The sequence below is a fragment of the Spirosoma radiotolerans genome (assembly GCF_000974425.1).
GTDB classification, from domain to species: domain Bacteria; phylum Bacteroidota; class Bacteroidia; order Cytophagales; family Spirosomataceae; genus Spirosoma; species Spirosoma radiotolerans.
Map to the genome: position 1 here is coordinate 5,767,000 of NZ_CP010429.1, position 13,001 is coordinate 5,780,000.

General features: G+C 48.0%; 11 protein-coding genes and 2 rRNA genes (1 of these 13 running past the window's edge). 10 read left to right on the plus strand and 3 right to left on the minus strand.

Features of this window, described 5'->3' with window-relative positions:
• Positions 1 to 2: 2 nt before the first annotated feature.
• A complete protein-coding gene (locus tag SD10_RS23380; protein WP_046577208.1) occupies positions 3 to 863 on the plus strand; it encodes a helix-turn-helix transcriptional regulator in 861 nt (286 codons plus the stop codon).
• A gap of 303 nt (positions 864 to 1,166) precedes the next feature.
• On the opposite strand, the gene SD10_RS23385 is transcribed toward SD10_RS23380, so the two are convergent.
• Positions 1,167 to 1,505: a winged helix-turn-helix transcriptional regulator gene (locus tag SD10_RS23385; RefSeq protein WP_046577210.1), complete on the minus strand. Its 339-nt coding sequence runs from the start codon at positions 1,503 to 1,505 to the stop codon at positions 1,167 to 1,169.
• Between the two features lie 29 nt (positions 1,506 to 1,534).
• On the opposite strand from SD10_RS23385, the gene SD10_RS23390 reads away from it, so the two are divergent.
• From SD10_RS23390 to SD10_RS23430, 9 genes are all read left to right on the plus strand, one after another.
• The gene (locus SD10_RS23390; protein WP_227699053.1) at positions 1,535 to 2,005 is read left to right on the plus strand and encodes a DoxX family protein; all 471 of its coding nucleotides are present in this window, start codon (positions 1,535 to 1,537) and stop codon (positions 2,003 to 2,005) included.
• A gap of 91 nt (positions 2,006 to 2,096) precedes the next feature.
• Positions 2,097 to 2,426, plus strand: a complete 330-nt coding sequence (locus tag SD10_RS23395) for a dihydrofolate reductase family protein (protein ID WP_262507430.1) — start codon at positions 2,097 to 2,099, stop codon at positions 2,424 to 2,426.
• 207 nt (positions 2,427 to 2,633) lie between these two features.
• Positions 2,634 to 4,034 (plus strand): 3-isopropylmalate dehydratase large subunit, encoded by a 1,401-nt coding sequence (gene leuC / locus SD10_RS23400; RefSeq protein ID WP_046577212.1) that lies wholly within the window; start codon positions 2,634 to 2,636, stop codon positions 4,032 to 4,034.
• A 91-nt stretch (positions 4,035 to 4,125) separates the two neighbouring features.
• Entirely contained in the window at positions 4,126 to 4,722 is a 597-nt protein-coding gene (leuD, locus tag SD10_RS23405) for a 3-isopropylmalate dehydratase small subunit (RefSeq protein ID WP_046577213.1), read from the plus strand.
• A gap of 104 nt (positions 4,723 to 4,826) precedes the next feature.
• Positions 4,827 to 6,347: an alpha-isopropylmalate synthase regulatory domain-containing protein gene (locus SD10_RS23410; protein WP_046577214.1), complete on the plus strand. Its 1,521-nt coding sequence runs from the start codon at positions 4,827 to 4,829 to the stop codon at positions 6,345 to 6,347.
• Between the two features lie 79 nt (positions 6,348 to 6,426).
• The gene (locus SD10_RS23415; RefSeq protein WP_046577215.1) at positions 6,427 to 7,122 is read left to right on the plus strand and encodes a class I SAM-dependent methyltransferase; all 696 of its coding nucleotides are present in this window, start codon (positions 6,427 to 6,429) and stop codon (positions 7,120 to 7,122) included.
• 107 nt (positions 7,123 to 7,229) lie between these two features.
• Positions 7,230 to 8,306 carry a 3-isopropylmalate dehydrogenase gene (gene leuB, locus SD10_RS23420; RefSeq protein WP_046577216.1) on the plus strand — a complete coding sequence of 359 codons (1,077 nt, stop codon included), beginning with the start codon at positions 7,230 to 7,232 and terminating at the stop codon, positions 8,304 to 8,306.
• Positions 8,307 to 8,561: 255 nt separating this feature from the next.
• Positions 8,562 to 9,701, plus strand: coding sequence for a 2-isopropylmalate synthase (locus SD10_RS23425; protein WP_082111678.1), 1,140 nt, complete (start codon positions 8,562 to 8,564; stop codon positions 9,699 to 9,701).
• Between the two features lie 121 nt (positions 9,702 to 9,822).
• On the plus strand, positions 9,823 to 10,293 hold the full coding sequence (locus SD10_RS23430; protein ID WP_046577217.1) for a hypothetical protein: 471 nt from the start codon (positions 9,823 to 9,825) through the stop codon (positions 10,291 to 10,293).
• Between the two features lie 98 nt (positions 10,294 to 10,391).
• Here the strand turns inward: SD10_RS23430 and rrf are convergent.
• Both rrf and SD10_RS23440 read right to left on the minus strand, forming a co-directional pair.
• Positions 10,392 to 10,502 (minus strand): 5S ribosomal RNA (gene rrf, locus SD10_RS23435).
• A 118-nt stretch (positions 10,503 to 10,620) separates the two neighbouring features.
• A 23S ribosomal RNA gene (locus SD10_RS23440) occupies positions 10,621 to 13,001 on the minus strand; it runs 451 nt beyond the window's last position.

The following is a 13,001-nucleotide window of genomic DNA, read 5'->3' on the forward strand; positions in this document are numbered from 1 at the left end:
TCATGCTCCGCGTCCCCTCATCCATCCAGCCCAATCAGTTTGAGTCCCTGAACATTCGGCGACCCGACGCGTCGGAGATGAAGTTCGTGGCTTACCGCAGTGACGTATATCCTGAACGGAACGAGGTTTTCTTTGAAGAACATGCCGTCATTGTGGTATTGGAGGGCGAGAAAAAATTTAGCTCACCCACGCAGGAACTGCACGTACACAAAGGGCAGATTCTGTTTTTCCAGCGGGGTTGCTATTCGATGAACGAATCCATAGACAACAGCTATCGAAGTCTGGTGTTCTTCGTCAATGAGAAACTCCTCAAAGAATTTGTTAGCCAGCACCTGTCTCTGTTTCAGGCACTGCCTGCTCCCCCACCGGCAGACCTTATTCTGTCGTTTTCATCGTCGCCTACGTTCACCACCTTCATAAACTCATTACTGCCTTACTTTGGCGCTAAAACGCCCTTTTTAAATGAGTTGCTTCGCCTGAAATTTCAGGAGTTATTGTTGCATTTGCTCGAACTGGACACATCAGGCCACTTACGGGCCACACTCCTTCATATTTATCAGGGCCAGAAAACAGATCTCGATTACCTGATGAACACGTACTTCCTCAAACCTTTATCTATGAGTGAGTTATCGAAATTGTCGGGACGAAGTTTATCCGCCTTCAAGCGAGAGTTTGAAAACCATTTTCATACATCCCCCGGCCACTGGATACGCCAGAAACGCCTGGAGCACGCTCATTTTCTGTTGCGCAATACCGACAAGAACGTATCAGAAGTTAGTATGGAAATCGGTTATGAGAGTGTGTCTCATTTCATCAAAGCGTATAAGCAGCAATACGGCGCTACACCAAAGCGAATGGTATGAGGCCAGATATGCCAACCGGATGAACGATCATTCAAGCGATTGAGTCAGGATATACGACTTTCCTTAGTCGTTATTATCCGAATTGCTACAACTGTATGAATCAGGCATGTATAGCATCTGGACAGCCATAGACGATAAAACCAGAGCAATCCGGTTTAGGAAAGGGGCGGAAAACTGCGCCTTTACGATCGTAGAACCTGCACCAATTTTTCGAATCGACTTAACTCAACAAGCTACAAAACAGGAGCGGCAATCCTGGCAAACAGCCGCATAAATCTCGAAGGCATTAACCAAGCAAATAAGTTATTGTCTTATAACTTCCTTTCGATGCGCCAGGCCCCAATAATGAAGTTCCTCGATCACTTTTTCTAGCGACATACCGTGTGGCGTAATGGAATACTCAACGGTAGGTGGAAACGTATCGTGTACCTGTCGCAGGACAAGTTTATTCGCTTCCAGATTTTTTAGTTCTCTGGAAAGCGTTTTGTCCGTTATTCCGCTGACTTCTCTTGCTAGCTGCTTGAATCGTTTAGGACTTTCTGACAACGAAAATAAGATAAGCAACTTCCATCTTCCCTCAACCGCTTCAAGGGCATCTTTAATAGAAAGCATCGTTTTGGGGCAACCACCTGTCGTCAGCATTTTTTATTATGGTTTGCATTACTTCCTGCTTGGATAGCGCTATCCAAGCAGGAAGTAATATCATTTGGCTAGCGAATGTAGATATTTTTGCTACAAATGATATTGATATGACAAGCGAACAAAAGCAATCAACCCTGTTAAATGTTGCCCTGTGGGCAGCTCAGATTGTTTTGGCCATCAGTTTAATCTGGGCGGCAAGTATGAAGCTAATCCAATCTGTCGACCAATTAGCCGTTATGTGGCCTTGGACAGCAGAACATACTACACTGGTTAAATTGACAGGTATTCTGGATTTATTGGCCAGTGTCGGGCTGGTTTTGCCGATGTTGCTTCGCGTGCGGCCCCGAATCACTGTTTATGCTGCTTGTGGAATACTAGTTCTGATGGTGGCTGCCAGCCTATTTCACATAGCACGAGGTGAAATCTCTCAAATTGGTATTAACGTCTTCTTCGCCCTCCTTGCCATTTTCATTGCGTGGGGCAGACAAGGGGTTGAATAGATTATGATAATTAAGAATCACGACTAAGATCGAACGTATCCCACATTGGGCTGCTAAGCCTCAAACAGAAGGAGCAACGAAGATTAATGAAATAAGCAAGGTTGTTTTCACAAGAACAATCGATGAGCCAGACTGGGAAAATACCGTTTTGGCTAAAGGCAATATCGTCCACGAAATCAACAAATTAAAAGTGCAGGATGATCAGGATATTATTGCCTATGGCGGTGGAACGTTCGTGTCGTCGCGAATCAAATATGGCCTAGTCAATGAGTTTCACTCATTCGTTAATCTGGTCGCTATCGGCAATGGAATGCCAATTTTCAGCGAACTCGACAAAAAACAGAATCTCACTCTTATAAAAGCAACCTCGTTCAACTGCGGGATTGTCATCCTACATTACACACTCGCACGCAATTCATAAACTAATCGCTTCATCTATATTGTCAACTAGCCTGCTAATACGGTTTTACACCCAACTTATACATTTGGGCTAAAATCGCTATTTACTGGACGAATGACGGGATTCGCTATTGAATAACATTTGGCAATTTTGTAGCCACCTTTCCCTATCCTCGTGATAGCCGGAAAGCAGCAAAGAAATTACCGCGAATAGTTATCCTCCATAGTTATGAGTACTCCAAAAACCCTGTTCGATAAAGTTTGGGATGCGCACGTCATCCGGCAGGTTAAAGATGGCCCCGATGTGTTGTTTATCGACCGTCATTTCATTCATGAAGTAACAAGTCCGGTGGCTTTTCTGGGCTTGGAAAACCGGGGCGCATCGGTATTGTATCCCGACCGGACATTTGCCACTGCCGACCACAACACCCCGACGATCAACCAGCATTTGCCAGTAGCCGACCCGCTGTCGGCCAATCAGCTGGCGGCATTAGAGCGAAATGCCACTCAGTATGGTATCTCGCACTGGGGTCTCGGCCACATTAAAAATGGTATTGTACACGTCGTAGGTCCCGAAAACGGCATCACATTACCCGGCATGACCATCGTTTGTGGCGATTCGCACACCTCGACGCACGGTGCGTTCGGCGCCATTGCCTTTGGTATTGGTACGTCGGAAGTTGAAATGGTGCTGGCCACGCAATGTATTATGCAGCCAAAACCAAAGAAAATGCGGATTACTGTCAATGGTAAGCCCGGTAAAGCTGTACTGCCTAAAGACGTAATCCTGTACATCATCTCGCAAACATCGGCCAGTGGAGCCACGGGCTACTTTGTGGAATACGCCGGTGAAGTGTTCGAGAACATGACTATGGAAGGCCGGATGACGGTTTGTAACATGACCATAGAAATGGGTGCGCGCGGTGGTATGATTGCCCCCGACGAAACGACGCTCAACTATTTGAAAGGCCGCGACCTATCGCCCAAAGGCGAGCAATGGGACAAACTGGTCCCTTACTGGCTATCGCTCAAAACAGATGAAGGTGCTACGTTTGACCTGGACCTTACCTTCGATGCTGCTGATATTGAACCCCAAATTACCTACGGCACAAACCCAGGGCTGGGCACCGGTGTAACTCACCAGATCCCAACCGCCGACAGCGTGAAAGATGGCTCTGCCAGCTACAAGAAATCGCTGCAATACATGGGTTTCCAGGAGAGCGAAAGCATGATTGGCAAACCGGTCGACTTCGTGTTCCTCGGCAGTTGCACCAATGGCCGGATTGAAGATTTCCGCGCGTTTGCATCGATTGTGAAAGGGCGTAAAAAGGCCGATAACATAACAGCCTGGCTAGTACCGGGATCACACATTGTCGAGAAGCAAATTCAGGAAGAAGGCATTCTCGATATCTTGACCCAAGCCGGTTTCGAACTGCGTCAGCCGGGCTGTTCGGCTTGTCTGGCCATGAATGACGACAAGGTTCCAGCGGGCAAATATGCCGTTTCTACCTCAAACCGTAACTTCGAAGGTCGTCAGGGACCAGGAGCGCGTACCTTGCTGGCAAGTCCACTGGTCGCGGCAGCAGCCGCCGTTACAGGTGTAGTAACCGATCCAAGACAGTTCATCTAAACAGTTTGTAGTTTATGGTTCGTAGTTGCTGACGCATCAACTAATCTGCGTCAGCAACTACGAACCATAAACTACAAACTACAAACCTACTATGGCTTACGACAAATTCACTATACTTCGTAGCAGTGCCGTTCCCATGCCTAATGAGAACGTCGACACCGATCAAATTATCCCTGCCCGTTTTCTGAAAGCCACTGAGCGCAAGGGATTCGGTGACAATCTTTTCCGCGACTGGCGGTATAACAATGACAATACGCCCAAAGCCGATTTCGTCCTGAATAACCCAACTTACTCGGGCAAAATCCTGGTTGGTGGAAAAAATTTCGGCAGCGGATCGAGCCGTGAGCACGCAGCCTGGGCTATTTATGATTATGGCTTCCGGTGTGTTGTATCGAGCTTCTTTGCGGACATTTTTCAGAATAATTCCATCAATGTCGGTATCCTGCCGGTGAAGGTTAGCCCCGAATTTCTGGAGAAGATCTTTGCAGCTATAGACGCCGACCCTAAAACTGAGCTGGAAGTAAATCTGCCTGCCCAAACCATTACGCTGCTGGCTACGGGCGAAAGCGAAAGCTTTGCCATCAACGAGTATAAGAAGCACAACCTTACCAACGGCTACGACGACATCGACTATCTGCTGTCGATGAAAGAAGAAATCGGAGCCTTCGCCGAAACGCGGCCATTTTAAAGAGCGAAAGACAGAAAGAGCGGAAGAGTAGCTAGCGAGAAGAATTTTCCATACGTTATGCTTCTTCTCGCTCTTTCGCTCATGCACTCATTCACTCATTGAAAATGAAACGTCGCTACATTGAAATAATGGATACGACACTCCGCGATGGCGAACAAACCAGCGGAGTGTCGTTTTCTGCCTCTGAAAAACTGGCATTGGCTCAGTTGCTCCTGACGGAAGTTAAAGTAGATCGGGTTGAGATTGCCTCCGCACGCGTGTCGGCGGGGGAGTTGGAAGCAGTGCAGCAAATTACGGGTTGGGCCACCGGAGCCGGTTTGCTCGACAAAATTGAGGTGCTGACCTTTGTGGATGGAGCAGCCTCCCTCGACTGGATGCAGGCAGCAGGGGCCAGGGTAATGAACCTGCTTACCAAGGGATCTATTAATCATTTGGTCCACCAGCTCAAGAAAACACCCGATGAGCATTTTTCCGAGATTCAGCAGGTAATTAGCGAGGGTAAGAAACGAGGTTTCCAGGCTAATATTTATCTGGAAGACTGGAGCAATGGGATGCGTAACTCGCCCGATTATGTGCTTCTGTTTCTGGATTTCCTTAAAACCCAACCCATACGCCGGGTGTTGCTACCCGATACGCTGGGTGTATTGACCCCAGCCGAAACCTACACGTTTGTTGGCCAATTGGTGAATCGCTATCCTGAATTACATTTCGATTTCCATGCCCATAACGACTATGATCTTAGCATAGCCAATGTAATGGAAGCAATTCGGGCGGGCGCTCATGGCATACACCTCACCGTCAACGGACTGGGAGAGCGGGCGGGTAATGCTCCTATGGCCAGCGCTATTGCGGTATTGCGGGACTTCATGCCCGATGTGCGGACGGGCGTAGTCGAGAAATCGCTGTATCAGGTCAGTAAGATCGTTGAGACCTTTTCGGGACTTCGCATTCCGGACAACAAGCCCGTCGTTGGTGATAACGTATTTACCCAAACAGCGGGTATCCATGCCGACGGAGACAAAAAGAACAATTTATACTTTAATGCACTATTACCCGAACGCTTCGGCCGAAAACGCAGCTATGCTCTGGGCAAAATGTCGGGTAAGGCGAACATAGATAATAACCTTCGTGAATTAGGTATTCAATTATCAGAAGCGGATCTTAAGAAAGTAACCCAACGTGTCATTGAATTGGGCGATCAGAAAGAAGCGGTCACCCGTGAAGATTTACCATACATTATCGCCGATGTACTGAACAATGCATCCGTCACGTCGTGTGTAGAAGTGCTCAATTATGTCCTGACGCACTCTAAAGATCTTAAGCCTTCTGCCACCTTACGCGTCAGAATCGCTGACGAGCAATTCGAGGAAAGTGCTCAGGGCGATGGGCAATACGATGCGTTTATGAACGCGCTAAAGAAGGTGTACAGCAAAAAGAAGCTCACATTGCCCGTTCTGACCGACTACGCCGTTCGAATACCGACAGGTGGGCGAACGGACGCCCTTTGCGAAACAATCATTACCTGGAAGTTTAATAACCGTGAATTTAAAACCCGTGGCCTTGATTCTGACCAGACTGTGTCGGCCATAAAAGCGACGCAAAAAATGCTCAATACCTTGGATTAAAATTGGTCGTTCGTTTAATATCTTAGCGCGCTGTAAAAAGAGAGAAAGAACGTTAACGTAAAGTCCGTCTTCCGAACTTATGAGTCAGGCCAAACAAACCGCAGAAAAAGTAGAATACAACGGAGCCGATAATCTGGCCATGATGAGCCATGCCGTCAACTACAACAGCGGTCTTTACCAGTGGGTAGCCCGTGATATTCGTCCTGGCGAGGCTATACTGGATTTTGGTGCGGGTAATGGTGAATACGCTAATCGATTTCCAGTTGGCAGCGTAGATGCCGCTGAGATAGACCCAGAATTATTGCCGCTCATTAAACAGCCCGTGTACACGGATATTAATCAATTGGCGAAGACGTACGATTTAATTTACACCATTAATGTGCTGGAACACATCGAGCACCACGGTGAGATTGTGAAGGAATTGTCCAGGAAGCTCAAGCCGGGCGGTCGTCTTAAGGTCTTCGTTCCAGCGCGTCAGGAGATTTTCAGTAATATGGATGAACATGTCGGCCATTACCGACGCTACGATAAGAAGTTGGTTCGCCAAATACTGGAAGATGCCGGCCTACAGGTCACGTATTGCCAGTATTACGACTTTGCGGGATATTTTATTTCCCTGCTTTATAAATGGCTTGGCAAAGACGGACGGATCACGAAAGAATCCATAATTTTTTATGACCGCGTTGTTTTTCCCGTCAGCCGCTTGCTCGACAAATTAACAATAGGCCAGGTTATTGGCAAAAATGTTATTGCTGAAGCCATCCGGCCTGTATAACCAAGGGTATTATTTTTACGACAGTCAATTTTTCTTATTCTATTTAACTCGTTTATCAAAACGAGTGCTCTGCCCAATGTGGTTCAGTCACTTGTTTACTCTTTAAAATGAAGAAACATATTGTAGTCATTGCCGGTGATGGCATCGGTCAGGAAGTAACAGCAGTTGGCAAACAGGTTCTGGAAGCAATCGCCAATAAATACAAGCACGAATTCACCTTCGATACTGCCCTGATTGGCCACGAGGCTATTGAAGCTACAGGCAACCCAATCCCGGACGAAACCATTACTAAGTCTAAAGCGTCTGATGCTATTTTGTTCGGTGCCGTCGGGCATCCCAAATACGACAACGATCCATCGGCTAAAGTTCGGCCGGAGCAGGGCTTACTGGGCATTCGCAAAGCCTTGGGTTTGTATGCCAACCTGCGCCCAATAAAACTTTTTGATGAACTCTTGAGTGCCTCCAGCATTAAACCTGAAATTTTAAAAGGAGCGGATATTTTGTTCTTTCGTGAACTGACGGGTGATGTTTACTTTGGCGAACGAGGCCGAAAAGACGAGGGCAACACGGCTTACGACACCATGATTTATAGCCGATATGAAGTGGCGCGTATCGTAACGAAAGCGTTTGATGCCGCCATGACCCGGCGTAAGAAACTATGTTCGGTTGATAAGGCTAACGTACTGGAGTCATCGCGTTTATGGCGAGAAGTGGTTCAGGAAATGGCGCCCCGTTATCCGGAAGTAGAAGTGGAGCACCAGTTTGTTGATGCAGCCGCTATGTTGCTCATTAAAGACCCCAAGCGTTTTGACGTTGTGGTAACGGGCAATTTATTTGGTGATATCCTAACGGACGAAGCCAGTCAGATTGCAGGTTCAATGGGCATGTTGGCATCCGCTTCAGTGGGTGATACAACCGGCTTATATGAACCTATTCATGGTTCTGCGCACGATATTACGGGTAAAGGTGTCGCGAATCCATTAGCTTCTGTTCTGTCAGTAGCCTTAATGCTGGATATATCGTTTGGTATGAAAACAGAAGCTGAAGCCGTCGTTCACGCAGTTGATGCTGTACTTAAAGCAGGTTTCCGGACGCGAGATATAGCTGATTCGACCACGCCTGCCGATAAGTTACTGGGAACAAAGGCAATGGGTGATCAAATTTTATATTACTTAGCTGCTTAAACTAAGCGGATTTTAATAAATTGTTTTTTCTTCTCATTTGTAAAAATAAGAGAAACACTTATTTTTGTAGCGTATTTACGCGAACAGCGAAATTTCGCAACCAATATTATGACTATCTACTCAACCTGCCGACTGCAAATTCTAAACGTTTTTTAAGACGGAGAAGGTTACGCTATACCATAAAGCCCTTTCTCTGACCAGAGGAAGGGCTTTTTTCTAACTAACGAATCATTCTATTTCAATCAACACCAGGTTATGAGCCAGCGAGTTTACATTTTTGATACTACTCTGCGCGATGGAGAACAAGTTCCGGGCTGCCAATTAACTACTGAAGAGAAAATTGTCGTAGCAAAAGAACTAGAGCGGATGGGCGTCGATGTTATCGAGGCAGGTTTCCCAATCTCCAGTCCAGGTGATTTCCGCTCTGTTGTGGAGATATCGAAAGCCGTAACTGAACCAACAATCTGTGCGCTTAGCCGTGCGGTAAAAGGTGATATTGATGCCGCAGGCGAAGCACTCAAGTGGGCAAAACGGGGTCGTATTCATACAGGCATTGGCTCATCGGATATTCATATCCGAAATAAGTTTTCTAGCACCCGTGAAAAAATACTGGAACAAGCTATCGCAGCGGTAAAACATGCGAAATCATACGTTGAAGATGTCGAGTTTTATGCTGAGGACGCCGGTCGTGCTGATTTAGCTTTTCTTGCCCAGCTAACAGAAGCTGTAATCAAAGCAGGTGCCACCGTAGTAAACATCCCAGATACAACTGGTTATTGCTTGCCCGATGAATACGGTAAGAAGATAGCCTACATCTATGAGCATGTATCAAACGTGCATCAGGCTACTATTTCTATTCACTGCCATAATGATCTTGGACTGGCTACAGCTAATACGCTGGCAGGCGTTATGAACGGTGCCCGTCAGGTAGAAGTAACTATGAATGGCATTGGTGAGCGTGCAGGTAACACCTCACTTGAAGAGGTTGTCATGGCGCTTAAGGTAAAGAAGGAACTGGGTCTGCACACTAACATTGATGCAACGCGTCTATTTCCGGTAAGCAACCTGGTGTCACAGATGATGCGTATGCCCGTACAGGCCAACAAAGCCATTGTTGGACGAAATGCGTTCGCCCACTCATCGGGTATTCATCAGGATGGCTTCCTGAAGCATTCAGAGAACTATGAAATCATGAATCCGCACGATGTGGGTGTACCGAAGTCCTCTATTGTATTAACAGCCCGTAGCGGCCGTCATGCGTTAAAACACAGACTCGAATTACTCGGTTTTCGCTACGATAAGCCAACGCTTGATGGCATATATACGCGCTTTCTTGATATGGCAGATATTCGCAAGGAAGTAAACGATAAGGATCTAATGGAACTCGTACGATAATCACAAAGCCCGCATTGATGCGGGCTTTTTTTGTATGCCTCCTGGTATGAACAAAACCGTTATAACGACTGTTTCGCGGGTAGTATTAGTAATGTGAACTGTAAACTTAAATTCAATAGCTATGGCCCGCCCAACTCCTGAATTGATTTATGCACTCCGGCAAACAGCATCCAACCTGCAAAATGGCGCCCCTTATCAGTGGGGACATATGGGAGGCTGCAATTGCGGAAACCTTGCTCAACAGTTAACTAAACTTAATAAGGATCAAATTCATCGGTATGCTATGCAACGCCATGGGGATTGGAATGAGCAGGCTGAAGATTATTGCTCTACTAGCCAAATGCCTATTGATCTATTGATTAATGAACTACTTAATGTAGGGCTCCTGCTCGAAGACCTTAAGCACCTTGAACGGCTCGATGACCGTGCAGTTCTACTTCGCTTTCCGTTTGAAAAGCGCCACCTTAAACACAATGTACGGGAAGACGTTGTTGCTTACATGAATGCCTGGGCCGAACTGCTAGAGGAGCAACTACTGAACAAAATTACTTTACCAGCTATAGATCAGTTCGTGCTAGCTGCATTGGTATAAGAACCTTCCTAGCTTACTGAGACGTTAACAAGTCTGTCAAAACCTTATCGAACGCAAAAAGCCTGTCCTTTTGGGACAGGCTTTCGCTTGGTTTCAATAGGTGGCATCTTCCTACTCTCCCGCTTATGACAGCAGTACCATCGGCAGTACGGGGCTTAACGACTCTGTTCGAAATGGAAGAGGTGAACACCCGCCTAAACTACACCAACCTAATTGACTCTTTCGACTGCTACCAGTCAATATCGTATGTCTTTTTTCCTACAGAGAGAGACTTGGATGCAAGGCCCAAGAGAATACCGTCCATCAACTTCCGAATACAGCCAAAACCTAAACACGCGTCCGGGGCCATTAGTACGGCTCAGCTAAAAGGCTCTCACCCCTGACACCTGCCGCCTATCCACGTCGTCGTCTCCAACACCCCTTTATACCGGAACACTCATCTTCAGGCCAGTTTCGCACTTAGATGCTTTCAGCGCTTATCTGATCCCCACGTAGCTACTCAGCCATACCACCGGCATGATAACTGATCCGCCAGCGGTGAGTCCATCCCGGTCCTCTCGTACTAAGGACAGATCCCGTCAGTATTCCCACGCCCACCACAGATAGGGACCGAACTGTCTCACGACGTTCTGAACCCAGCTCGCGTGCCACTTTAATCGGCGAACAGCCGAACCCTTGGAACCTTCTCCAGCCCCAGGATGTGACGAGCCGACATCGAGGTGCCAAACCTCCCCGTCGATGTGAGCTCTTGGGGGAGATCAGCCTGTTATCCCCGGCGTACCTTTTATCCTTTGAGCGATGGCCCTTCCATGCGGAACCACCGGATCACTATACCCGACTTTCGTCCCAGATCGGCTTGTGGGCCTCACTGTCAAGCTGGCTTCTGCTATTGCACTCCCCTACCGATTACCGTCCGGTATGAGCCAACCTTGGGAAACCTCCGTTACCCTTTCGGAGGTGACCACCCCAGTCAAACTACCCACCAAACAACGTCCCCCATCACAGGGTTAGAACGCCAGTAAGCCAAGGGCGGTATTTCAAGGTTGGATCCAGGATGCCTGGCGACACCCCTTCAACTCCTCCCGCCTATCCTACACATGACTGACCGGCATTCAATGTTAAGCTGTAGTAAAGGTGCACGGGGTCTTTCCGTCCCGTGGCGGGTAAGCGGCATCTTCACCGCTACTACAATTTCACCGAACTCATGGTTGAGACAGTGCCCAGATCGTTACACCATTCGTGCAGGTCGGAACTTACCCGACAAGGAATTTCGCTACCTTAGGACCGTTATAGTTACGGCCGCCGTTTACTGGGGCTTCAGTTCAAACCTTCGCCTTGCGACTAAGCTCCCCCCTTAACCTTCCAGCACCGGGCAGGTGTCAGACCCTATGCGTCAACTTTCATTTTGGCAGAGTCCTGTGTTTTTGGTAAACAGTCGCCTGGGCGTCTTCTCTGCAGCCTCCCATCGCTGAGTAGGCCCCCCTTATCCCGAAGTTACAGGGTAATTTTGCCGAGTTCCTTAACCATGATTCTTTCGCGCACCTTAGAATATTCTTCCCAGCTACCTGTGTCGGTTTACGGTACGGGTATCCACACGCTTAACGATCAGCCACTTTTCTTGGAAGCCCCTTCAAGTCTTCGACTCAGCCGAAGCCTCATCTCAACGCCCTATTCCGTCAGGACGTAAACTCTCCGGCACTCCGTCATGGCCTCTCCTGCGTAGATAGTAGTGGAATATTAACCACTTCCCCCTCAAAGCCCGGCCTTCGCCTGCTCCTTAGACCCCGACTAACCCTCCGATGACTGCCATCGCGGAGGAAACCTTAGCTTTTCGGTGTGAGGAGTTCTCATCCTCATTCTCGTTACTTATGCCTACATTTGCTTTTCCATGCGGTCCACCATCGCTCACGCGACAACTTCACCCCCCATGGAATGCTCTCCTACCACAATACGCTCTTGCGTATGTCCATATCTTCGGTGATGTGCTTGATGCCCGTTTATTATCGACGCCCGCCCCGCTCGACCAGTGAGCTGTTACGCACTCTTTAAAGGAATAGCTGCTTCCAAGCTAACCTCCTGGCTGTCTCAGCAGCCGGACCGCCTTTGTTCAACTTAGCACACACTTGGGGACCTTAGATGATGGTCTGGGTTGTTCCCCTCTCGGAGCAGGACCTTAGCACCCTGCCCCTCACTGCCACGCACCTCTCTGCGCATTCGGAGTTCATCAGAAGTTGGTAGGATGTGACTCCCCCGCATCCTGTTGGTCGCTCTACCTCACAGACAGTAACACGTAACGCTGTTCCTAAAAACATTTCGGAGAGTACGAGCTATTTCTCAGTTTGATTGGCCTTTCACCCCTATCCCCAGCTCATCCGGAAGCTTTTCAACGCTTATCGGTTCGGCCCTCCACGGTGTGTTACCACCCCTTCAGCCTGGCCAGGGATAGATCACCAAGTTTCGCGTCAACCCCCACTGACTAAGCGCCCTGTTCAGACTCGCTTTCGCTTCGGATCCGTACGTCCACGTACTTAACCTCGCCAGTGACGGTTACTCGTAGGCTCATTATGCAAAAGGCACGCTGTCACTGGACACTGCCAGCTCCAACCGCTTGTAAGCGCCTGGTTTCAGGTTCTATTTCACCCGGGTACTCCCCGTACTTTTCACCTTTCCCTCACGGTACTCTGCGCTATCGGTCTTCTGATTGTATT